The 23120-nt window shown below is 28.1% G+C and carries 24 protein-coding genes and 1 pseudogene; 2 read left to right on the forward strand and 23 right to left on the reverse strand.

Annotation, left to right across the window (positions count from 1 at the left end; genetic code table 11):
- Nucleotides 1-32: 32 nt before the first annotated feature.
- The 11 genes from CKL_RS19035 to CKL_RS19085 form a co-directional block, all read right to left on the reverse strand.
- Nucleotides 33-1367 (reverse strand): replicative DNA helicase, encoded by a 1335-nt coding sequence (locus tag CKL_RS19035; RefSeq protein WP_012104215.1) that lies wholly within the window; start codon nt 1365-1367, stop codon nt 33-35.
- A 49-nt stretch (nt 1368-1416) separates the two neighbouring features.
- Nucleotides 1417-3276, reverse strand: a complete 1860-nt coding sequence (gene lonC, locus CKL_RS19040; RefSeq protein WP_172634806.1) for a Lon family ATP-dependent protease — start codon at nt 3274-3276, stop codon at nt 1417-1419.
- A 48-nt stretch (nt 3277-3324) separates the two neighbouring features.
- Nucleotides 3325-3768 (reverse strand): 50S ribosomal protein L9, encoded by a 444-nt coding sequence (gene rplI, locus CKL_RS19045; RefSeq protein WP_012104217.1) that lies wholly within the window; start codon nt 3766-3768, stop codon nt 3325-3327.
- On the reverse strand, nt 3768-5753 hold the full coding sequence (locus CKL_RS19050; protein WP_012104218.1) for a DHH family phosphoesterase: 1986 nt from the start codon (nt 5751-5753) through the stop codon (nt 3768-3770). Before CKL_RS19050 ends, rplI begins: the two co-directional genes overlap by 1 nt.
- Before the next feature lie 18 nt (nt 5754-5771).
- Nucleotides 5772-6758, reverse strand: a complete 987-nt coding sequence (locus tag CKL_RS19055) for a YybS family protein (protein ID WP_012104219.1) — start codon at nt 6756-6758, stop codon at nt 5772-5774.
- Nucleotides 6759-6769: 11 nt separating this feature from the next.
- Nucleotides 6770-7087 (reverse strand): MazG-like family protein, encoded by a 318-nt coding sequence (locus CKL_RS19060; protein ID WP_012104220.1) that lies wholly within the window; start codon nt 7085-7087, stop codon nt 6770-6772.
- A 143-nt stretch (nt 7088-7230) separates the two neighbouring features.
- Nucleotides 7231-7485, reverse strand: coding sequence for a 30S ribosomal protein S18 (gene rpsR / locus CKL_RS19065; protein WP_012104221.1), 255 nt, complete (start codon nt 7483-7485; stop codon nt 7231-7233).
- A gap of 21 nt (nt 7486-7506) precedes the next feature.
- The gene (locus CKL_RS19070) at nt 7507-7947 is read right to left on the reverse strand and encodes a single-stranded DNA-binding protein (RefSeq protein WP_012104222.1); all 441 of its coding nucleotides are present in this window, start codon (nt 7945-7947) and stop codon (nt 7507-7509) included.
- Between the two features lie 12 nt (nt 7948-7959).
- Complete coding sequence (gene rpsF, locus CKL_RS19075) at nt 7960-8247, reverse strand: 30S ribosomal protein S6 (RefSeq protein WP_012104223.1); 288 nt, start codon at nt 8245-8247, stop codon at nt 7960-7962.
- A gap of 130 nt (nt 8248-8377) precedes the next feature.
- The gene (locus tag CKL_RS19080) at nt 8378-8587 is read right to left on the reverse strand and encodes a DUF951 domain-containing protein (RefSeq protein ID WP_012104224.1); all 210 of its coding nucleotides are present in this window, start codon (nt 8585-8587) and stop codon (nt 8378-8380) included.
- A gap of 4 nt (nt 8588-8591) precedes the next feature.
- A complete protein-coding gene (locus CKL_RS19085) occupies nt 8592-9446 on the reverse strand; it encodes a mechanosensitive ion channel family protein (RefSeq protein WP_012104225.1) in 855 nt (284 codons plus the stop codon).
- 374 nt (nt 9447-9820) lie between these two features.
- On the opposite strand from CKL_RS19085, the gene ytvI reads away from it, so the two are divergent.
- Together ytvI and yyaC are read left to right on the forward strand one after the other, a co-directional pair.
- On the forward strand, nt 9821-10876 hold the full coding sequence (gene ytvI / locus CKL_RS19090; RefSeq protein ID WP_012104226.1) for a sporulation integral membrane protein YtvI: 1056 nt from the start codon (nt 9821-9823) through the stop codon (nt 10874-10876).
- A 76-nt stretch (nt 10877-10952) separates the two neighbouring features.
- Complete coding sequence (gene yyaC / locus CKL_RS19095; protein WP_012104227.1) at nt 10953-11540, forward strand: spore protease YyaC; 588 nt, start codon at nt 10953-10955, stop codon at nt 11538-11540.
- A 184-nt stretch (nt 11541-11724) separates the two neighbouring features.
- On the opposite strand, the gene CKL_RS19100 is transcribed toward yyaC, so the two are convergent.
- The 12 genes and pseudogenes from CKL_RS19100 to rpmH all read right to left on the reverse strand — a co-directional run bounded on the left by CKL_RS19100 (nt 11725) and on the right by rpmH (nt 22507).
- Nucleotides 11725-12228, reverse strand: a complete 504-nt coding sequence (locus CKL_RS19100; protein ID WP_012104228.1) for a DUF4446 family protein — start codon at nt 12226-12228, stop codon at nt 11725-11727.
- A 121-nt stretch (nt 12229-12349) separates the two neighbouring features.
- Complete coding sequence (locus tag CKL_RS19105; RefSeq protein WP_012104229.1) at nt 12350-13210, reverse strand: ParB/RepB/Spo0J family partition protein; 861 nt, start codon at nt 13208-13210, stop codon at nt 12350-12352.
- Between the two features lie 7 nt (nt 13211-13217).
- Nucleotides 13218-13943 (reverse strand): annotated as a pseudogene (locus CKL_RS19110) (ParA family protein); the annotation flags it as partial.
- Nucleotides 13944-14097: 154 nt separating this feature from the next.
- Entirely contained in the window at nt 14098-15486 is a 1389-nt protein-coding gene (locus tag CKL_RS19115; RefSeq protein ID WP_012104231.1) for a reverse transcriptase/maturase family protein, read from the reverse strand.
- Between the two features lie 877 nt (nt 15487-16363).
- Complete coding sequence (rsmG, locus tag CKL_RS19120; RefSeq protein WP_012104232.1) at nt 16364-17077, reverse strand: 16S rRNA (guanine(527)-N(7))-methyltransferase RsmG; 714 nt, start codon at nt 17075-17077, stop codon at nt 16364-16366.
- Nucleotides 17078-17101: 24 nt separating this feature from the next.
- Nucleotides 17102-18988: a tRNA uridine-5-carboxymethylaminomethyl(34) synthesis enzyme MnmG gene (mnmG, locus tag CKL_RS19125; RefSeq protein WP_012104233.1), complete on the reverse strand. Its 1887-nt coding sequence runs from the start codon at nt 18986-18988 to the stop codon at nt 17102-17104.
- A gap of 10 nt (nt 18989-18998) precedes the next feature.
- On the reverse strand, nt 18999-20378 hold the full coding sequence (gene mnmE, locus CKL_RS19130) for a tRNA uridine-5-carboxymethylaminomethyl(34) synthesis GTPase MnmE (RefSeq protein ID WP_012104234.1): 1380 nt from the start codon (nt 20376-20378) through the stop codon (nt 18999-19001).
- A 70-nt stretch (nt 20379-20448) separates the two neighbouring features.
- Complete coding sequence (jag, locus tag CKL_RS19135) at nt 20449-21075, reverse strand: RNA-binding cell elongation regulator Jag/EloR (protein ID WP_012104235.1); 627 nt, start codon at nt 21073-21075, stop codon at nt 20449-20451.
- A 16-nt stretch (nt 21076-21091) separates the two neighbouring features.
- Nucleotides 21092-21757, reverse strand: a complete 666-nt coding sequence (locus tag CKL_RS19140; protein ID WP_012104236.1) for a membrane protein insertase YidC — start codon at nt 21755-21757, stop codon at nt 21092-21094.
- Between the two features lie 20 nt (nt 21758-21777).
- A complete protein-coding gene (yidD, locus tag CKL_RS19145) occupies nt 21778-21987 on the reverse strand; it encodes a membrane protein insertion efficiency factor YidD (RefSeq protein WP_012104237.1) in 210 nt (69 codons plus the stop codon).
- The gene (rnpA, locus tag CKL_RS19150) at nt 21984-22322 is read right to left on the reverse strand and encodes a ribonuclease P protein component (RefSeq protein WP_012104238.1); all 339 of its coding nucleotides are present in this window, start codon (nt 22320-22322) and stop codon (nt 21984-21986) included. Before rnpA ends, yidD begins: the two co-directional genes overlap by 4 nt.
- Before the next feature lie 50 nt (nt 22323-22372).
- Complete coding sequence (rpmH, locus tag CKL_RS19155; protein WP_012104240.1) at nt 22373-22507, reverse strand: 50S ribosomal protein L34; 135 nt, start codon at nt 22505-22507, stop codon at nt 22373-22375.
- Between the last annotated feature and the right edge of the window lie 613 nt (nt 22508-23120).

The raw sequence follows: 23120 nt of genomic DNA on the forward strand, positions 1-23120 counted from the left end.
GGAACTATATTTTCGATATAGTTCCTTATATTTTATTCTTGATGTATTACATCCAGATTTCCAAATTTACTAAATTGTCCCATCCAAGCTAATTTTATGGTACCAGTAGGGCCATTTCTTTGTTTTGCAATAATGCATTCTGCCACATTTTTTTCTTCTGTTTCTTTATTATAATATTCATCTCTATATAAAAACATAACTATGTCAGCATCCTGTTCTATAGAACCTGATTCCCTTAAATCTGAAAGCATAGGTCTGTGATCCGATCTGGCCTCTGGAGCACGGGATAATTGTGAAAGTGCTATAACAGGGCACTGCATCTCTTTTGCAAGTGATTTTATAAATCTAGATATCTCCGATACCTCCTGTTGTCTACTTTCCGAATTTCTTCCACCGCTCATAAGTTGTAGATAATCTATAATTATAATATCTATACCATGCTCTATTTTTAATCTTCTACATTTGGATCTCATTTCCATAATGGATATTCCTGCAGTATCATCTATAAATATTTTTGCTTCAGCCAAAGGTCCTGAAGCTCTAGCAATGTTTTCCCAATCCTTATCCTCTAAATTTCCAGTTCTAAGTTTTAGCATATCTATATGTGCTTCAGAACATAATAATTTATATGCTAATTGTTCCTTTGACATTTCAAGAGAAAATACAGCCACTTTCTTACCCTCTCTTAAAGCTGCATATTCTGCTATATTCAATGCAAAAGTCGTTTTACCCATAGAGGGCCTGGCAGCTACCAAAACCATATCACCCTTTTGAAATCCTGAAGTTTTAGCATCTAATTCCCTGAACCCGGAAGCTACCCCTGTAGTCTGCCCTTTATTGTTGAACAATCTTTCTATTTCTAAAAATCCTCTTTCAAGTACAACATTCATAGGCTCAAAATCAGATACCTTTCTATTATTGGACAAATCAAATATAGATTTTTCGGCCATATCAATAGTTTTCTCTACATTATTTTGATTATTATAACTTTCCTCTATTATCTTTGTAGAAGCTTTAATAAGTTTTCTAAGGGTAGATTTATCTTTTATAATCTTTATATAAGATTGCAAATTAACAGTTGATACTATAGAACCACTTAACTCACTTATATATGTTATTCCCCCCGCAGCTTCCAATTTAGATTTAGATTTCAAACTTTCAGTCAATGTTATTATATCTACAGCTATATCCCTCTTATATAAATCTAGAATAGCTTCAAATATAACCTTGTGTGATTCTCTATAAAAATCATCAACTTTTAAGATTTCCATAGATTCAACTATGGAAGACTTGTCAATAAGCATTGAACCAATTACACTTTGCTCAGCTTCCAAATTATGAGGTATACTTCCTAAAGGTGCATCCATGGATATCCTCACTCCTTAAACTTATATACAATTACTTCTATATTATTTACTAAAATACTATTTTCATTAATTCTTCAATATTAGATACTGGTTCAACTTTTATATCCTTAATATCCGTAGGTACCTCTTTCAGGTTTTCTATAGGTATAACCATCGTTTTTATTCCATTCCTTTTAGCACCGTAGGTTTTCTCGAAAATTCCACCTACAGGCTTTATATTACCTCTTAAAGATATTTCTCCTGTAATAGCAATATCCTGCTTTAAAGGCTTATTTAAAAGAGAACTTATTATGCAAACTGTAATAGCAGCTCCTGCAGAAGGTCCATCAATTCTTCCTCCTCCTATTATATTTACATGAATATCATAATCACTTATATCCTTATCCGTTATTTTTCTTATTACTGAAGCAGCGTTAAATACTGAATCCTTTGCCATACTTCCTGCTGTATCATTAAATCTTACAACTCCTCTTCCTTTTTCCTTGGCTTTAAATGCCACTGATTCTATTTCTATAGTAGAACCTATGTATCCACTTACCCCTAATCCATAAATATGGCCTACCTCATATTCTGATTTTAAAGACACCTCTTCAAAAGATTTAAACCTACCTATGGATATAATCTTTTTTAAATCTTCTACTGTAATCTTAATTTTGTCATTTAAATCTTTAACACCGCTATTATAAAGTACATATCCATACACATCTGATAATATATTAATAGCCTTTCTTCCTTCAATAGTATACTTACTTATAAGTTCAGATACTCCACTTTCCATTTCTATATTTAACTTTAGTGCTGCATTTTCAACTATACTCTGTATATCTTTTATAGAAAGAGGCTCAAAATAGACTTCTGTACATCTTGACCTAAGAGCTGGGTTTATTTCTCCTGGTTCCCTAGTAGTAGCCCCTATTAGTAAAAAATCTGCCGGAGCTCCTTTGTCAAATAAATATTTTATATATTTTGGAATACTCTCATCATCAGGATCATAATATGAAGATGAAAATTCAACTCTCTTATCCTCTAATACTTTTAATAATTTATTTTGAAGCATTTCATCTAGCTCACCGATTTCATCAATAAAAAGTACCCCTCCATGTGCTTCTGTAACAAGCCCAAGCTTTGGTTCTGGTATACCTCCTTCTGCCAGATCCCTTCTTGTACCTTGATATATAGGATCATGTACAGAACCTAAGAGAGGATTTGTGATTTCTCTAGGATCCCATCTTAAGGTAGTACCATCAACTTCTACAAATTTAGCATCTTTATTAAAAGGAGTAAATTTTAATTTTTTTGCCTCTTCAAGAGCAATTCTGGCAGCAGTAGTCTTACCTACCCCAGGAGGTCCATATAAAATTATATGCTGTGGATAGGGTGATGCTATTTTAGAAAGTATAGATTCCACAGCTCTCCTTTGACCTATAATTTCATCAAAAGTTTCTGGTCTTAAAAGTCTTTGTATATTTTTACTAAGATTTTTAGAATCTAATACTTCAAGTTTTGCATACTTTTTTAAAGTTTTAGCATTCTCTGGTCCTCTTTGCTTCTTTATAATACTTAATCTTACCTCGTCCATGTACTTGTCCTGACGTTCTGTAACATTCTTTTCTACTTCTCTTTCAATTTTAGTTCTTACATACCTCTCTGCTAAAGTCTCCGCAAGCCAATTATTGGTATCCTCTAAAGCATTATATATATTAGACTGATTTGGTATAATACTTAATCCTTTTCCATCACTTACTATTTTATTTAAAGCATATATTCTCTTGAATACATCCTCACTGTTTATGTAATCTTGAAGATTATACTTTTCCACCTTGTCATTTATAGTGGCTTCATCCATAACTTTCTTTAATAAATCATATAATACTTTAACTTGAATATCTATTGGTATGGAATTATTCATTTCTTTATCCAAACCATCAATAAATTGTAACTTCACGAGTTTTCCTCCTTATTTTTCTGCAATAATTACTTTTATTTTTGTAGATATTTCAGGATATAATTTAACTTCCACATCATAAGTACCAAGCTGTCTTATATTATTAATTACTATCTTTTTCTTATCTATATTTATTTTAAATTTTTTATTTAGTTCATCTGAAATATCCTTTCCGGTTATAGAACCGAATATTCTTCCATTTTCTCCTGATTTAACAGTTAAATTTATTTCCTTTCCCTTTAATTCTGCTGCAAGCTTTTGTGCTGCTTCAATTTCTGCAAGCTTCTGTTTTCTTTCAGCTTCCTTTTTATTGTTCCATATATGAAGATTAGTTTTATTTGCCTCCTCTGCAAATCCTTTTGGTATTAAATAATTTCTGGCATATCCATCTGAAGCATTTATAACTTCACCTTTTTTCCCTAGAGTTTTTACGTCTTTTAATAATATAACTTTCATTATTTTTCACTCTCCTTAACATATTTCTTTATGGCATCTTTTAATTTTAATAAGGCTTCATCTATAGTTACATATTCTAATTTTGCTCCTGCCATAGTAATATGTCCTCCTCCGCCTAATGTTTCAAGTATAACTTGCACATTTATATCTCCTAGGGATCTTCCGCTAATGAATATTTCATCTTTTATTTTAACAAAAACAAAAGACGCTTGAATACCTGTAATATTTAGCAATTCATCTGCTGCTTGAGCTGCTAATAGTATACTTTCTATTTGCTTGGGACATACTGCTATGGCAATATTATTATATATATTAGCTGACCTTATAATTTCAGCCCTTTTCAAATAAGTTTTTAAATCATAAGAAAAAAATTTTTTTATTTCTATAGTATCTGCACCGAGTCTCCTTAAAAATGAAGCAGCTTCAAAAGTTCTTACCCCAGTTTTAAAATAGAAATTTTTAGTATCTACACATATCCCTGCAAGAAGAGCTTCTGCTTCTATAGTTTTTATATCAGGCTTTTCTACCATATATGGCAGCATTTCCGTAACTAATTCAGAAGTAGATGATGCATAAGGTTCAATATAACTTAAAAGTGACCCTTTAATAAAATCTGTAGTTCTTCTATGATGGTCAATTATAACCATCCTACTAAATTTATTCACTAAATCCATACTTTCTACATAGCCTTCACTGTGAACATCTACAATTATAAGAAGACTGTTTTCATCCATCTTATCTTCACAATCCCTACTATGTATAAATACATCCTTATATTCTTTTTCTTCTTTTATTTTAGCCAGTATAAGCTTTGTACTTTCATTTGGATTATTTAATACAATGTAACACATCTTCCCTAGTAGGCCTACTACACTGTGTATTCCTACTGCAGCACCCAAACAATCTATATCTGGCTTGATATGTCCCATTATAAATATACTGCTGCTATCATTTATTATATCTACAAGTGCTTGAGCTACCACCCTTGCCTTTACTTTAGTTCTTTTTTCAACTTCTTTAGCTTTTCCACCATAAAATAGTAACTTATCTCCATTTTTTACAACCGCTTGATCTCCACCTCTACCTAATGCCAATTCTTTAGCTGATACTGCATATTTTTCATTTTCTAAAGGAGTGGCTCCTCCTCTACCTATACCTATACTTAAAGTTACTGCGAGCTTGTTTCCCATGTTTATTTCTCTTACAGTATCTAATATTTCAAATTTTTTTTCCATTTCTTTTTCTATATACTTATTCTGTATACAAAATATATATTTATTAGATTCATACTTTCTAATCATTGCATTTAAACCCTGTGCATAAATATTTATAGTTCTTTCTATCTCTGCTATTATAAGTGGTCTATCATCTTCATCCATAGCCTTAACTACATCATCAAAATTATCTACTTCCATAAGCATTATAGTATCTTTATTTGCATTTATCGAATTTACCATATCATAGGATTGGCTCACATCATAAAGATATAATATAACAATCTTATCCTTAGATTTTTCAGAAGTACCTACTATATTTGTATATATATCATAATATTTATCCTTGATTTTTATATATTTAAATACACTTTCCTTGCCATTTACCGCCTGTTTAATATTAAAATCTCTTGCAATGTTTTTAATATTTTGACCTAATATATCTTTTCCTTTTAATATAGAGGAAAAGTTTTGATTATACCAAAGTACATCTCCAGTTACCTTTATTATAACAAGGGGAAATGGGAATTTAACAAGTGTACTTGTAGTAGCTATATCAAGTTTGGAGGAGAAATCTTCTATAAATTTTTTCCATTCACTTTTCCTGAATTTTGTATTTTTTATATTATAGATTACAAGCAGCACGTACAAAGCAATAGTTATGCTACCAATTATTATATGTCCATACAGCATTAATAATAAAATCAGCACTGCAATTATTATCATATATACTTTATTACTAGTTATAAAATAATTATAATTATCTTGCATTAAATAAAACCCCCGGTACTATTTTTTTAACTTTCTATAAGGGTCGAGTTTTCTAAAATCAAATATCATATCTATAAATCCTATAATAGTATAAAATAAAGATAATCTTGACATGGCTGTAAATATTATTATTAAGGCAGCAATCTTTTTAGACATTTTGTATTTATCTATTAAATAATATGTAATCAATGCTATCCCATCTAATAAAAGTACGAATTGGAGTATAGTCCCTGATGAATTAGCCAAATATTCTCCTATAACTATATTTTTTCTATCGAGCAGCATTCCTATAACAAGAATTAAACCAACCAATGTACCTATTCTGGTATTCATATACCATTGACCAATCGGTTTAATTTCTTTAACTTCATATCTTAATTTTTTAAGTATAACTAACGTTACCATATAATTTAAATAGGATAAAATAAATGCTAAAATTACAACCATAGCTGGAATAAGTTTCATAATATATTCCGGTGTAAATACCCTAAATATTTCTTCAATTACAGCAGCTTCACTGCTTGACATTCCAGTTCTTTTATACATATCTTTGCTTAATTCCATTGACTGCTTTAAACCTGCCAACATTTCATTAACAAATCCATATATTCCACCTTTATTTATGAGCATAGTATAAATAAACAAATAAAATATTATTCCTAAAGCAAAAGATATAGCTACAAAGATAATTGTATTTCCAAACTCTTTTTTATTTTTTATACAATATCCTAAAGTCATTCCTGTAAGCCCTATTAATAATATTGAAGCTAATGCACTTATAGGATTATAAAGCATTGCTATAAATATACCACTAGCTGCTACAGAAATCAAAGTAACCTTATAGTTTTGCCTTATGTATAGTATTGTTATAGGAATAGGTATTATAAAATTAATAACTATAGATAATATAGGTATATATATATTTATAAGAACTATTATTACTGTAAATGCCGTTATAATACCTGCTTCTGCTAAAGCCTTTACATTATACGTTTTACCTTGCATATCTACCTCCATTAATTTCTGTCTTTAAGATAATTATATAATTTGGTCAAATCTTTCCCATCTTTTTCTATTTTATCTTCTTCAATTATACCAATTTTTAACTTTCTTTTTATAGTTTCATCTACAGCTGTATGAGAGTATCCCAATCTTTCTGCAAGCAAGTATAATATTATTATTGCTCCAGAAATACAATCTAATATGGCTTGTTGTGCTACATTACTTCCTTTTGTAAGTAATTTAAAAAAATCTCCTATTATACATAGAAGATCCGCCTTTAAATCCTCTATCATTTTAACATTATACATTATGTTAAAATTTTGTTTTTTCATACAGTTCTCCTCCTATTCTTTAATTATATTTTAGTTTCTTTTATATTTTTGTGCAATAAATAGAAGTAATAGATTTAAACTTAATTGTATAATTTCAGATTAGGTTTAAAAAAAGTGAAGAATACAAATTCTTCACTTTTTAACTACTCTGTTGTAAATGGTAATAAAGCTATGTTTCTAGCCCTCTTAATCGCTCTAGTCAATTCTCTTTGATGCTTTGCACAGTTTCCGGAAATTCTTCTTGGAAGAATTTTTCCTCTCTCTGTAACATATTTTCTTAATTTATTTATATCTTTATAGTCTATAAACTCAGACTTATCCATACAAAAAGCACAAACTTTTCTCTTGGCTCTTCTTAATTTTCCGGAATTTCTTCTTCCGCCTTCTCTATTTGCCATACTGCTTCTCCCTCCTTACTCTTAAAATGGGATATCTCCCTCATCAACTGGAGTAATATCTTCTCCGTAGATATCTTCATTAAAATTTGAGTTTTTACCAAAATCTTCAGATAAAACTTCAGTGTTATTGTCTCTTACAGACTTCTGTCCCCATTCAAGAAATTGGACTTCTTCTGCAATAACTTCAGTAACATATTTTCTAATACCGTCTCTAGATTCATAGCTTCTAGTTTGGATTCTTCCACTAATGCCTATAAGCTTTCCTTTACTCATATAATTAGCAGTAGATTCAGCTTGTTTTCCCCAGACAACAATGGGAATAAAATCTGCCTCTCTCTGTCCATCTCTAGTAAATCTTCTATCAACAGCTATAGTAAAGGTAGTAACTGCTTTTCCCATTCCTGGTGTAAACCTTAATTCCGGATCTTTAGTTAATCTTCCAATTAAAACAACTTTATTCAATTAAAACACCACCTATTTTTCATCCTTTACTATTATATGTCTAACAACTGTATCTGTAATTCTAAATACTCTATCTAACTCTTTTGGTAAAGTAGGATCAGCATTAAAAGTTATCAGTGTATAATATCCTTCGTTAACTTTTTTTATTTCATAGGCAAGCTTTCTCTTACCCCAAATATCAACGTTTTCTATTACACCTCCACCATTTTCTATTACACCTTTAAATTTTTCTACATTAGCTTTATAACCTTCCTCATCTAATGATGGGTGTAATATAAATATAGTTTCGTATTTACCCATTGAATTCCACCTCCTCCCCTCGGACTAATGGCTGTGATTTTCACAGCAGGGACTACGTTTTCTTATTTTACTACTTTTTCTATATAAAATCAATTAATTTTTTTACACAGCTAAAATTTACAATATATGATCATACTTCCTGTATATCAGGTGAGTTTTGCTTTATAATCTTTTTCACATTTTTTTCAAATTTACTTCTTGGAAGCATTACTATCCTGCTGCAACCACAACATTTTATTTTTATATCAGCACCAAGTCTTATCACTTCCCATTCATTACTGCCACAAGGATGCCCTTTTTTCATCTGCACTATATCACCAATATAAAAAATTTTTTTCATATATTTATTCCTCCTTTAAAATTTTTACTGATGAATAAGGAATTTTAATATTTTCTTGTTTTAATACTTCCCATATTTGTTTTCTAAGTTTCATTTCCATGTCCCATTGTGTCATTGTCTTTGTCTTACCGGCTATTCTAATAGTTACCCTATCATCTTTAATACTTGTTATCCCCTGAACAGTCGGTCCTTCTACAATAACAGAATTTTCATTCTTAAACCTCTCACATAATTCCGACATTATACTCATAACTCTATTTATATTTTCATCATAGGCAATATCTGTATCTATAATAATCCTAGCATTCCCTTTTGAGTGATTGGTAATTTTAGTTATAAGGCTATTTGGTATTATATGTAAATCGCCATTAAAATCCCTTATTTTAGTAATTCTTAATTCTATACTTTCTACAATACCACCTTTGTCATCTATATTTATATAATCTCCCACTGCAAATTGATCCTCAAATAATATAAAAAAGCCATTTATTATATCTTTTATAATACTCTGTGCTCCAAGTCCAAATGCCACTCCACCTATACCTGCAAAAGTCAGACCGGTTATACCTATTTTAGGCGATATTATGGCAATTATACTAAATATGCCAAAGAAATATACTGCATATTTTAATACACTTCTTAAAATAGCTCCTATGGTTTTAGCTTTTTTATCATCTAATGAAATTTTAAAATTCTTCTGTTTTGAAACATATTTATTTATTATTTTATTTCCAATTTTAACGACAAGATACATAATAATTAATATAATTATTATTTTAAGGACTGTCTCTCCAAAATTATATATACTTTCTTTAGGTATTTTCAATTTTTTATATATTTCAATTAAGTTTTCTTTCATATTTCCCCCCATTTTAAAAATTATAAATAAATATAAATTATTTATAATTCATATTATTCCTTAGTTCATGCTAAAACATAGTAAATTAATTAAATACTTCTTATCTTTCATTAATTATGTAAAATTTTACTATTATAAGTATATACAAGGCTATTATATTATTTTATAATTATTATACATAGATTATTTTAACATATAGATTTTATTTAAAATTCATATGTCAAAAAATTTTAATCCACGATATAATTATATAACAAATATGTTTTGTTTTTAATAATATATCTATGATTATTATGTAAATTAAAAATATATATTAGAATTATTATTAATAATCAAAATAATAGTAAAAATTTTATAGGAGTTGATATATACTCATGAATGATTTGATAAATAAAATTGATAAAATTAGTATATTTTTTATAGTCTACACTATACTCTTTTTAACATTTTTTAATACTCTTGACTACACTTTACCTTTCGTCCTAGCTTTTTTATGTGCATTATTACTTAGAAAGCCTACAATTTTTATTTCAAAAAAACTAAAAATTAAAAGCGGAATCGCTTCTCTAATTACAACTTTGGTATTCTTTACAATAATAATAACTTTATTGGTTTTAGGAATAACTACCATAAGTCAAGAAGCTATACAACTTGGAAAAAACACCCAAGCATATATTTCTAAGAATTCAACTGATATATATAACTCATTTTATAAATTGCAAAAGTATTATAACGATTTGGATCCTTATATAATAAACACTTTAGAAAAAAACTTTACAAATTTTGTTACTAAGACCTCAAATATAGTGGTGGGTTTTTCTGGCAAACTAGTATCTTATATAATAAATCTAATAGCTACAATACCTTACATATTGATGGTGGTGCTTTTTACTTTATTAACTACATATTTTTTTACAAAGGATATGAGTTCATCTAAGATAAACATGCAAAATTTAATACCAAACAACAAAACAGATAAATTATTAAAAATATATTCTGAAACAAAAAAAATGTTAGGTAATTATTTACTTTCCTACATGATTATAATCTTATTTACATTTTTAGAAACAATAATAGTATTTTTAATTTTCAAAGTTAAATATGCTGTAATACTTAGTGTAATATGTGCTATAGCAGATTTACTTCCTATTCTAGGAATTGGAGCTATATATATACCTATAGCTTTTATCTACTTAATAGTATTTAAAAATTATGTTACATTTATAGGACTACTTATATGTTATATATTAGTTTCTATAATAAGACAAATTATTGAGCCTAAAATAGTTTCATCTTCTCTTGGAATACATCCTGTAGCAGTTCTTGCAGCATTATTTATAGGATTAAAATCAAATGGCATATCTGGAATGATATTTTGTATATTTTTAGTAGTATTTTTTAATATATTTAGAAAACTGGATATGTTCTAAATTTTATAACAAAATATATAAATTTATAGTATAAAAAACCTCTATATGGTAAAGATTCTAATATAGGAGGTTTTTTATGATTAAGAAATTAATAATAGATCCCACAGCTAAAAATTCAATATGTACTTTAAGAGACACTATTAGTAATGAAATATTTCCTATAGTCAAATCTAAAAGAACTATAGTAATACTATGTATAGGAACAGACAGATCCACTGGAGATAGTTTAGGACCTATAGTAGGAGATAAATTAAAATTTCTAGTAAGAAATAGAGTTGCATTATATGGAAATTTACAATATCCAGTACATGCTAAAAATATTTCCGATATAATAACTGAAATAAATTCTAAATATAATAATCCCTTTACAATAGCAATTGATGCTTGCTTAGGTAATATTCAAAATGTAGGTAAAATAATACTAGAGTCCAAACCTCTTCATCCTGGTTCCGCTATGAATAAATCACTTCCTCAAGTAGGTGATTTAAGTATAACAGGTATTGTAAATATGTGTGGTGCAATGGAATTTATGGTTTTACAAAACACCCGATTATTTACTGTTATGCAATTAGCTGATACAATTTCTAAAGGTTTATATCACTCTATATTAAAAACTATAGGTGGAAAAAGTAATACTAGTTTTCTCCAAAATGCAGAGGCTTGATATATAAAATATCTAATACTAATTTATTTTTTTAATAAAAAACATTTCATTAATTACAATATCTTTGAAAGTTCCATATATCATTCATTCATAAAATCAGATGATTATAATAACCTTTTAATACAAACACAAAAAACTCCTTAAATTTATAAGTATTTCAAAGGAGTTTTTTATTGAACAAAAACTATATTCTTTTATTTATGCAATCTTCTAAAACTTGTTGTTCCTCTTGCGATAAACCATATCTTGATAGACCACTATCTATAGGTTTAGCATAAGTAGTGCTTTCATCTCTTCCATATATTCCTGTAATTATTACACCATCATTTTTTTCATCCAATAATGCTATTGAAAAACTCAGATCACTTCCTACGTCTTCAAAGGCTCTATATCTTATAACAGATATTTTTTGGATACAACAACTTACTTTAGAATTTAATTCCTTATAGAGATTTCTAATATCTTCATATTGATTTTTTACATTATCTATACTATCTAGATATCCAATAATAAATTCTTCTAAATTTTTATTATTAGAGCCTCTCATAAATTTTCTATATCTTTTTTCCAATCTATTTAAAGACTTCAAAATTACTAAATTCATAATAAATAATATTATTATAATTATAATTAATCCAATTATAATGTATATGTGTAATCCATTCATTAGGTTAATAATATTTTGCATATTTTTCTCCTTTCATAGAGATTAAAATGAATAATACTTTCTTTATTTAATAACATACCCATTATATATATGAAAAGAATTTTTGTTTAAAAATGTTTCATGTGAAACATTTTTAAACAAATTAGATTTTTAATATATCCAATATTCTCTGCAAATCCTCCTGAGAATAATATTCTATTTCTATTTTACCTTTATTTTTTTTATCCATTAATAAAACTTTTGTACCAAATAGGTTTTCTAATTTGTCTTTTATATCTAAATAATAAACATTTTGTTCTTTAGTCTCATTTTGCTGTGGTTTTTTATGTGAATTAACATTTTTAATAAGTTTTTCTACATCTCTAACAGTAAGATTTTTATTTATAATAGTTTGAGCTAGCTCATATTGTAAATCATTACTTTCTAAACCTAATAGGGCTCTTCCATGTCCTTCAGTAATAACTCCATCTATAAGATAATTTTGAACTCTATCATCTAAATTTAAAAGTCTCATACAGTTAGTAATCTTAGTCCTAGATTTCCCAATTTTATTACTTAACTCTTCTTGAGTTAAATTTAACTCAGTAACCAACTTTTTATAGGCTAGAGCTTCTTCTATCGGATTTAGATCCTGTCTTTGTATATTTTCTATTAGAGAAACTTCTAAGATTTCATTATCTGATAAATTCATTATAATTACAGGTATCTCTTTTATATTAGCTAATTTAGCAGCTCTCCATCTTCTCTCTCCTACAATTATGCTGTATGTATTATCTTCAATTTCATTAACTACAAGAGGTTGTATTATGCCATACTCTTTTATTGATTGAGAAAGTTCTAATATCTTGTCCTTGTCAAACTTTTTTCTAGGCTGACTTTTATTTGCGACTATAAAATCAATATTAATATATTTAATATCCTTTTGATTTTCTTCTCCAATGTCTAAAGCATTTTCAGGTATTAGTGCTCTAAGCCCTTTCCCCAATCCATATTTTTTATTCAAATCACATTCACTCCTTTTGCTTATGTAAAAATTCTTTAGTCAATCCCTCATAAGCTTCCGCACCTTTACACTTATCATCATAAAGCACTATAGGTAGTCCAAAACTAGGAGCTTCCGCCAGCCTTATATTTCTAGGTATAGTAGTATCATAAACTTTATCTTTAAAATACTTTTTCACCTCTAAAACAACTTGATTTGATAAATTAGTTCTGGTATCACACATACTCATAATTACTCCCTCAATTTTCAAATTCGTATTCAATGACTCCTTAACTAATTTAACTGTATTTATCAATTGTCCAACACCTTCTAAAGCATAAAACTCACATTGAATTGGAATAAGCACACTATCTGATGCAGTAAGTGCATTTATGATCAATAGTCCTAAAGATGGTGGACAATCTATAAATATAAAATCAAAATCCTGTTTCAAGTTCTTTAACTTGCTTTTCAATATTTTTTCTCTGTTTTTCTTACTTATTAATTCTATTTCACATCCAGCTAATTCCATTATTGAAGGAATTATATAGAAATTATCTATAAGCTCACAGGGCACTATTGCCTCATTTATGTTAACCCTTGATGTCAAAACATCATATATAGAAATTTCTATATTTCTCTTATCAAAACCTAATCCACTGGTAGTATTACCTTGAGGATCAATATCTATATTTAATATTTTATATCCTTGCATAGCTAAGTATGCACTTAAATTAATACAAGTAGTAGTTTTGTAGGGTAGGAACCCAACGTCTTACTATAACTGAATTACAGCAGATTTTTGTGAACCCCCCTCCGAACCGAACGTACACCTTTCAATGTATTCGGCTCTCCAGTTATTTATATTAAAAGATAAATCTATGTCAAGTTCTCCTTGCTATATTAATCTACTTCCAAATTATATCATTTACATTGGCAAGAGGTTTACTTTTCCTCTTTAAGGACTCATTACAATAAATTATAGTTTTTATACCGTTTTTTGTCATATGGTTAATTCCCACAACTTTTTTTAATACATTTTTATCTTTTCCCTTAAATACTATACCATATCTATTTATTACCTGTTTAACTGATATTTGTTCTTTTCTTGCCAGCGTCTTTACCAAACTTAAATAATGATAAAATTTAAATTTTCTAACTTTTGCATTCACATCTGAGGCTAAACAGTAATAATTATATAAATCTATGATCTCTCTATTATAGAGAGAAATTATTTTAAATACGGATAAGTTAATTCTAGAATTATTATGTATTGGCTTTCCATTTAAAATAAAAGGTTTAATTCTTTTTCTTATCACTTCAGCAGGTATTAATAATTGTATTATTTCATTATCCATTTTTTCTTTAGATTTATCAGTTTTATTATCTTTAAAATTATGCTTTAATTTAGTTATTTCATAGCCTAAGAATTTCACTCTCTGTTTATTTAAATCAATGATAAAAATTTCTTCTTCGGTAGTTTCTATATTTAATTTGTCTTTTAAAAAAACTTTTATCTTTTCTATCATATATTCAGCTAAATCTTTAGTTCCAGAAATAAAAATAATAAAATTATCTAAATACCGTGTATATTTTACTTGTCCAAATTCTTTATTTATATATTTATCAAACTTATCTAAATATATATTAATTAATATGTTAGCCAAACTTTCTCTCTGCGATATCCCTGACCATGTATCACAATTTTTTTTTTCTTTTGTATATCCTGCCGCAAGAAACTTACGGATAAGATTTATAAAACGTCCGTCAGATATTTTTTCACATAATGACTTTATAACAAAATCATAATTTATATTATAAAAACAACTTTCTATATTACCCTTAACAGCCCATCTAGCACCACTACAAGTAGTTTTTATCTTATAAAGAGCAGTATGACAATTTTTATTTGGAATAAATGCATGAGAATTAACGCTAAAATTAACATTGTATATAGATTGAAGAATTTCCACAATTATTTGCTGTATTAAATTATCATATAAACCTTTTATTTGAGAATGTTTTTTGTTCTGCTTATCTGATTTTTCCAATGACTCTGGACAATAACTTTCATTCTTTAATTTTTCAATTATTTTGTGAACGCCTTCATTATTAAAACTATGTACTTTTTCTGTAACAACATTGCCTATATTTTCACCTGCAGAATAAACCTGAGAATATGCCCTAAAATAGAAGTCTATATTAAATAAATATCTATATATTCTTTGGAATTTATAATTTGGATTATTATTAGATTTATCTTTTAATATTGCCAATATTAATTCAGCTTTTTGCATTTCGCATACCTCCTTAATTAGACAATAAAAATAACCTTCCTTCCTTCGCCATGTAATAGGCTTTCCCTATCCCGGACTACTATGAAGGTTCCGTAGTCATAATGGATATTTAAAATTTTTCAATTCACAGTAATTAAAATATTCCACCTTAGACTATCTCCGTTTAGATTAATAAAAGCGATAATATGACTTAGGTCTTCTGTTCGTTTCTCGTACACCCCATAATAAGATGTTGGGAATATCTACAACGTTAATAAAACACAGGTAAAATTTTATTTTTAAATATTCCGTTTACGTATTCAAATGGTTTTCGTAAACCTCGGCAGTTAGAGCTAAGAAACTAGAATTCAAGCAATCCAGCCTTGACCTTATCATATCCTAACCTTGCATATCAGTATCTCAACCATCTTTAGAAACTATATGCTTTAATAGACATGCTATTGTTCCCTTGGTGTTTCCATCCTTAGGTAAGTCTATTGGTTAACAAGGTATCGTTGTAACCTTGGCTGTATTTAATCAGCATTCTTTTATAACCCATTACGGACGCACACCTACGCCGCCTTTTTGATTAAATATGGATATTATTTTCATTTAAGTTCCCCCTTTCTAGGTTTTCTATTTTCTTATTTTTAATTATATATTTTTATTTACAATAATAAAAGAGTTTTTGCTATAAATTCTTTTATTTATAGCAAAGTACATATAAAATTTATAATTTTATCCATCAATTTAAAATGTACACTATCAAGTTGAAAATACAAAAAATTAAAGTAAAATGTTTCACGTGAAACATTTTACTTTTTAAGAATTATAATTATCAACTAATATTATCCAGTTCTTTATTAATAAGTTCTCCTAAAGATTTTTTAAAATTTAGTTACCTTAATGGATTCTTAGATACAATACCTGCTTTCCTTGGATACTTATCAGAAGTATGTGTTATCTTTTTTATTACTACTAAATTATGATTGAACTCATCATCTTCAACTTTTATTATATCTTCAATTTTACCACCTAAAATATTAATTGCATTCTTGCTTTCTGTAATCTCATCTTCAACAGAAGGCCCTTTCATTGCTATAAAATATCCTCCTACTTTTATATAAGGAATACAAAATTCACTTAAAACTGTTAAATTAGCCACAGCCCTTGATACTACAACATCATTATTTTCCCTATACTCTATTTTTCTCGCACAATCTTCTGCTCTTCCATGTATACATGTTACATCATTTAATTTTATACTTAAGACCACTTGGTTTAAAAATTTTATTCTTTTATTCAAAGAATCCAAAAGTATAAGTTTTACCTCTGGTTTAATTATTTTTATAGGTATGCCTGGAAATCCTGCGCCAGTTCCTACGTCAATGATACTTTTAGCATCTTTTAAAGGCAAAAATTTAAATACTCTGATACTATCTATAAAATGCTTCTTAATTATATCTTTATCATCTACTATAGCAGTGAGGTTCATCTTATCATTCCATAATTTAAGTATATCCTTATATTTAATAAACTTATTATACTTTTCTTGATTAAAATTCAGTCCTAAATCTTTACATACAGTGTCCATGATCTCAAAATAATCCATAATATTTTCTCCAAAATTGTTATTTTATAAAAGTTTTTCTCTATGTTTTTTCTCCAGATAAACTAATAAAACAGAAATATCTGCTGGTGAAACTCCTGAAATTCTAGAAGCTTGACCTATACTTATAGGTCGTATTTTCTTTAACTTCTGATTTGCTTCTATTCTTAATCCCTTAATTTCATCATAGTCTATATTTTCAGGTATAAACTTATTTTCAAATTTTTTAAACTGTTGAACTTGCTCTAGCTGCTTTTTTATATATCCTTCATATTTTGAAATGATATTTACTTCTTCTTGAACATCTTCATTTAATTCAGGTCTATCCATATCAAGCAGCTGAAGCTTAAAATAATCAAGTTCTGGTCTTTTTATCAATTCATATAAACTTATACTTTTTTTCAATTCAGATGAACCCAATGAATTTAAAAATTCAATTACTTCTTTCTTAGGTGTTATATAAAGATTCTTTATTCTTTTTATTTCAGTTTCTATACTATTTTTTCTTTCTAGGTATTTATCATATCTTTCTTTAGTAACTAACCCTATTTTATATCCCATTTCTGTAAGTCTCAAATCTGCATTATCTTGTCTAAGTATAAGCCTGTACTCAGAACGGGATGTCATCATTCTATAAGGCTCTTCTGTTCCCTTTGTAACTAAGTCATCTATTAAGACTCCTATATAAGCATCAGATCTTTTTAAGATAAAAGGTTCTTTTCCTTTAACTTTAAGGGCGGCATTAATACCTGCAATTATGCCCTGTGATGCTGCTTCTTCGTATCCAGAGCTTCCATTTAACTGACCTGCCCCAAATAACCCTTCAACTTTTTTAAATTCTAATGTAGGTCTTAATTGCAGTGGATTTATACAATCGTATTCAATAGCATATCCTGTCCTTAAAAATTCTACATTTTCAAGCCCTATTATAGTTCTATACATAGCAATCTGAACATCTTCAGGCATTGATGTAGATGCACCATCTACATATAACTCATTTGTATCTTCGCCTTCAGGTTCAATAAATATTTGATGATTTTCCTTATTTGGAAACCTAACTATTTTATCTTCAATAGAAGGACAATATCTTGGCCCTACTGACTTAATGGACCCATTAAAAAGGGGAGATCTATTTATATTTTCTCTTATAACTTTTGTGGTATTTTCTGTAGTATATGTTAAATAACAAGATACTTGTTTTCTATCTAAATTCTCGCTCATAAAAGAAAAAGGAACTATTCTCTTATCACCTGGTTGTTCTATCATTTTAGAAAAATCCACGCTGCGTCTATTTACTCTGGCTGGTGTACCTGTCTTAAATCTTCTAATTTCTATACCTAAATCCAATAAGCTCTGTGAAAGATCATTAGCTGGCATAAATCCATTTGGACCTGAACTGTAGCTTACATCGCCTATAATTACCTTACCTTTTAAATAAGTTCCTGTAGATAGAACGATAGTTTTTGTTTCAAAATACGCCCCATTCTTGGTTATAACACCACAAACTTTACCTTCATTGTCAATTCTTATACCTACCACTTCTAATTGTTTTAAATCTAAATTATGCTGTCTCTCAAGTACACTTTTCATTCTTCCTGAGTAATTTCTCTTATCTGCTTGTGCCCTTAATGAATGCACAGCAGGTCCTTTAGAAGTATTAAGCATTCTTGACTGTATAAAAGTAGCATCAATATTTACACCCATTTCTCCACCCAAAGCATCTATTTCTCTTACTAAATGTCCCTTAGCAGTTCCCCCTATATTAGGATTACATGGCATAAATCCTATACTATCTAAATTCATTGTGCACATTAAAGTTCTACAACCCATTCTAGCTGCAGCAAGTCCTGCCTCACATCCAGCATGACCTGCACCTATAACTATTACATCATATCTTTCTGAAAAATACTCCAACTCTAATTACCTACTTTCCTAAACAAAATTGTGAAAATATTTTATCTATTATATCCTCTTCTAAAGTATCACCAGTTATTTTTCCTAAATTAATCCACGCATTTTTTATATCTATAGACACTAAGTCTATAGATAAAGTACTTTTTAATGTTTGCAGGGCTTCAATACAACTTTCCTTAGCTCTAATTAGTCCTTCTTTATGTCTAGTATTAGTTATAAACAAATCTTCTGACTTAATTTCTCCTTTAAAGAATAACTCTTTAATACAATTCTTGATTTTATCCAAACCTTCTCCATTTTTAATAGAGGTTTTTATTATAAATCTTGAATTTAAATTACAAATATCATTTAAATCTATTTTATCACCTATATCAGTTTTATTTAATAAAATAATGTATTTTCTATGATTTACATAATTTATTATTTCTTTATCTTCTTCATCTAACTCTTTACTTGAATCCAACATTAATATAACTAAATCCGATTCATCTATTTTTTCTTTAGACTTTTCAACACCTATCTTTTCTACTATATCATCAGTTTTTCTTATACCAGCTGTATCAACTATTTTTATAGGAATTCCTCCTATATTCATATACTCTTCTATAACATCTCTAGTTGTACCAGGTATATCTGTAACTATAGCTTTATTTTCTTCAATTAAAGAATTCAATAAAGATGATTTTCCCACATTAGGTTTTCCTACAATTACTACACTCAATCCTTCTCTAACTATTTTTCCTTCTTCTGCATTACTTAATATATAATTTATTTCATCTAATATTTTATTTATCTTTAAGTAAATCTGATCTGAAGTCATCTCTTCCAGATCTTCTTCTGGATAGTTGACAGTAGCTTCTATATGTGCAATTATCTCTAAAAGTTCTTCTCTTAATAAATTAATTTCTTTAGAAATTTTGCCTTGTGATTGCTGTACAGCCGATTTCACTGAAATATGGCTTTTTGCCCTAATTATATCAATTACTGCTTCTGCCTGACTTAAATCAATCCTTCCATTTAAAAATGCCCTTTTTGTAAATTCGCCAGGTTCAGCAAGTCTAGCACCTGCTTTAATAACTTCTTCCATTACCTTTCTTGTGGCTAATACTCCACCATGACAGTTTATTTCTACTATGTCTTCAGCAGTATAGCTTTTAGGACCTTTCATAAAGCTTACAAGCACTTCATCTAATATTTCACCAGTATCTTTCTCTATTATAAAACCATATCTCATGGAATAAGGTTTTATATCTAATAAGTCTCTATGATTTTTTCCTCTAAATATACTATTAGCTATGCTGAGAGAATTTTCTCCTGAAATTCTTATAATAGATATACCACCTTCTCCTAAAACGGTAGCAATAGCTGTTATTGTATCAAATTCTAACATAATTTTAGTTTCCTCCAAATAAAATTATATAACTTTTATAGATTTAAAAAAAGAAAGCCTTTAGGCTTTCTTAGAATTTCTTAAAATCTACTACAACTCTTCTAAAAGGTTCTTGACCCTCACTATAGGTATTTACATAAAAATCATTTTGAAGTGAAGAATGAATTATTCTTCTTTCATAGGGATTCATTGGTTCTAATTTTACAGTTCTACCTGTCCTTTTAACTTTTTCAGCAACTCTTCTTGCAAGTCTTTTTAAGGTCTCTTCTCTTTTCAATCTATAATTTTCTGTGTCTAAAATAACTCTTTTATATTCCATATCATGATTTTTATTTACTACAAGACTTATAAGATATTGAATGGCATCTAATGTTTCTCCCCTATAACCAATAAGTATTCCCATATCAGAACCAGTTAAATATATTTTTATAACATCATTATTCTCTTTAATTTGTATTTCAGCTTCTACTTTCATACACTGCAGAATATTTTTTAAAAATATATTTGCCTCTTTTATGTAGTCTCTTTTTACCTTAACTTTTATTTTAGCGGGCCTAACCCCTATAAAGTTCAAAAAACCTTTGTTGCCTGGATCTAATATTTCAACTTCAACTTTATCTCTTTCAACTCTTAATTCCAGTAATGCATTTTTAATTGCTTCTTCAACAGTTTTTCCGGTAACCTCTATAATTTTCATAATACGCAGCCACCCCCTAAGCTTTACTAGGACTAGTGTTCTTCTTGCTTCCAATCCTCTTTATAACTAAAGTTTGTGCTATTTGAATCAAATTACTAACAACCCAATACAATACCAATGCAGATTTGAATCCCAAGCTCATAAATACCATAAACCCAGACATTCCTATATTCATAGTTTGTGTCTGTTTGGCCTGTTCACTATTATTTGAAGACATCATAAAATATGTAGATAAATAAGTAGTTATTCCAGATAAAATAGCAAGGAATATATCTCTTTTAGCTAAATCACTTATCCATAAAAAACTAACACCATTTATTCCAGATAAATTATTAAAAACATAGTAGAGGGCAATTAAAATAGGCCATTGAATAAGAAGTGGTAAACATCCGCTGAAAGGACTAGCACCTTTTTCCTTATATAATTTCATCATTTCCTGTTGAGCTCTTTGTGGATCTTTTTTATATTTTTCCTGCAACTTTTTAACTTCTGGCTGAATTTCATTCATTATAAGTGAAGACTTCAACTGTTTTACACCTAATGGAAGTATTATAATTCTAATTATTAAAGTCATTAAAATTATTGCTATACCATAAGATATATTTTGATTAGGTATAAGTGAAGTCACGTTACGATGTAAAAACTCAAAAAACTGAACAAAAGCATTATTTAGATATTGCAAAACTTTACTCCTCCTGAAATTTATTTAACTGGGTCATATCCACCCTTACAAAATGGATTGCACCTCAATATTCTCTTTATAGACATAAATCCACCTTTTATAATACCATGTTTTTGTAAAGCTTCCAATACATATTGTGAACAAGTAGGATAAAATCTGCAACAAGGTACCTTTAAAGGGGAAATGTATTTCCTATATACTTTGATTAAAAAAATTAAAAACTTTTTCACTTATACAAACCTGCTTTTTTAATTAAATTTTTCACAGAATTATTTATCTCCACATAACTTTTTCCGTTAGATGCTTTTCTAGCTATAAATACTAAATCGTATCCATTTTCAACTTTCATATAGTCGCTATTTAGTCTAAAACTTTCTTTAATTAATCTTTTAATTCTATTTCTAACAACACTTTTACCTACTTTTTTACTTACCGATACACCTAATCTATTTACATTCTTTCTATTCATATATACATATAATACTAACAAATTATTAGAAAAAGATTTTCCCCTTTTATATACAGCCCTAAATTCTGCATTTTTTTTTATCCTATAAACATCCATCTGTCTTTGCTCCTTTTTTCTGCTTGCAGAAAAAGGCCACAAAAGCGGCCTTATGCTGTTAATCTTTTTCTACCTTTTTGTCTTCTTCTCTTAATAACATTTCTTCCTGACAGAGTTCTCATTCTCTTTCTAAAGCCATGCTCTCTTTTTCTTTGCTTCTTTTTTGGCTGATAAGTCATCCACATAATCCACACAACTCCTTTCTTCAAGTTTAATAACATTTATTTAACATTATAAAATTCAATAAGCATAATTACTTCCGAAACTGAATATTAAAAACAAAAACCTAGCTTTTTAAATACATTTACAGTAAAAATACTAAATCCATCCTAAAGTTTCACTATTAAATTATATATTCACTAAGTTACAATGTCAATACAAATTAAAAAGTATAGAATTCAATAGAAAAGTTCACATATCAACATTTTTATTTATTTTTGTGGATAACTTATTGAATAGGTAGTTATGTTTTGATATTATATTATAGGGACTTGTGGATAAATTTATAATTTATATCACTTATCCACACTTGTGGATAAGTATGTGTATAACTTTATAATTTATGTGTATAACATATTTCTATATATGCATTATTGCCCAATTTATCTATTATTATTCACTGTTGATAATGTTGATATATATTTTGTTAATAATGTGGATAACTTTTTTTATCTAAAAATATCCACATTATTATACACATGTGAATATTTTTATCCACATGTGTCAAAAAAATATAATATACTTATAATTTTCTGTGGATATATTGTGAATTATTTTTCTAAGACTGGAGGATACAAA

This window comes from Clostridium kluyveri DSM 555, assembly GCF_000016505.1.
Lineage (GTDB): Bacteria > Bacillota > Clostridia > Clostridiales > Clostridiaceae > Clostridium_B > Clostridium_B kluyveri.

Coding starts and splice junctions, on each gene's coding strand:
- yyaC (WP_012104227.1), top strand. CDS start 10,953: ATGATTAAGAAATTAATAATAGATCCCACAGCTAAAAATTCAATATGT.
- rsmG (WP_012104232.1), bottom strand. CDS start 17,077: ATGGATTATTTTGAGATCATGGACACTGTATGTAAAGATTTAGGACTG.
- ytvI (WP_012104226.1), top strand. CDS start 9,821: ATGAATGATTTGATAAATAAAATTGATAAAATTAGTATATTTTTTATA.
- CKL_RS19085 (WP_012104225.1), bottom strand. CDS start 9,446: ATGAAAGAAAACTTAATTGAAATATATAAAAAATTGAAAATACCTAAA.
- CKL_RS19060 (WP_012104220.1), bottom strand. CDS start 7,087: ATGAAAAAACAAAATTTTAACATAATGTATAATGTTAAAATGATAGAG.
- CKL_RS19035 (WP_012104215.1), bottom strand. CDS start 1,367: ATGGATGCACCTTTAGGAAGTATACCTCATAATTTGGAAGCTGAGCAA.
- rpmH (WP_012104240.1), bottom strand. CDS start 22,507: ATGTGGATGACTTATCAGCCAAAAAAGAAGCAAAGAAAAAGAGAGCAT.
- rplI (WP_012104217.1), bottom strand. CDS start 3,768: ATGAAAGTTATATTATTAAAAGACGTAAAAACTCTAGGGAAAAAAGGT.
- mnmE (WP_012104234.1), bottom strand. CDS start 20,378: ATGTTAGAATTTGATACAATAACAGCTATTGCTACCGTTTTAGGAGAA.
- lonC (WP_172634806.1), bottom strand. CDS start 3,276: ATGAATAATTCCATACCAATAGATATTCAAGTTAAAGTATTATATGAT.
- rpsF (WP_012104223.1), bottom strand. CDS start 8,247: ATGGGTAAATACGAAACTATATTTATATTACACCCATCATTAGATGAG.
- rpsR (WP_012104221.1), bottom strand. CDS start 7,485: ATGGCAAATAGAGAAGGCGGAAGAAGAAATTCCGGAAAATTAAGAAGA.
- CKL_RS19115 (WP_012104231.1), bottom strand. CDS start 15,486: ATGCAAAAAGCTGAATTAATATTGGCAATATTAAAAGATAAATCTAAT.
- rnpA (WP_012104238.1), bottom strand. CDS start 22,322: ATGGATGTTTATAGGATAAAAAAAAATGCAGAATTTAGGGCTGTATAT.
- jag (WP_012104235.1), bottom strand. CDS start 21,075: ATGAAAATTATAGAGGTTACCGGAAAAACTGTTGAAGAAGCAATTAAA.
- CKL_RS19100 (WP_012104228.1), bottom strand. CDS start 12,228: ATGCAAAATATTATTAACCTAATGAATGGATTACACATATACATTATA.
- CKL_RS19050 (WP_012104218.1), bottom strand. CDS start 5,753: ATGCAAGATAATTATAATTATTTTATAACTAGTAATAAAGTATATATG.
- CKL_RS19055 (WP_012104219.1), bottom strand. CDS start 6,758: ATGCAAGGTAAAACGTATAATGTAAAGGCTTTAGCAGAAGCAGGTATT.
- CKL_RS19080 (WP_012104224.1), bottom strand. CDS start 8,587: ATGAAAAAAATTTTTTATATTGGTGATATAGTGCAGATGAAAAAAGGG.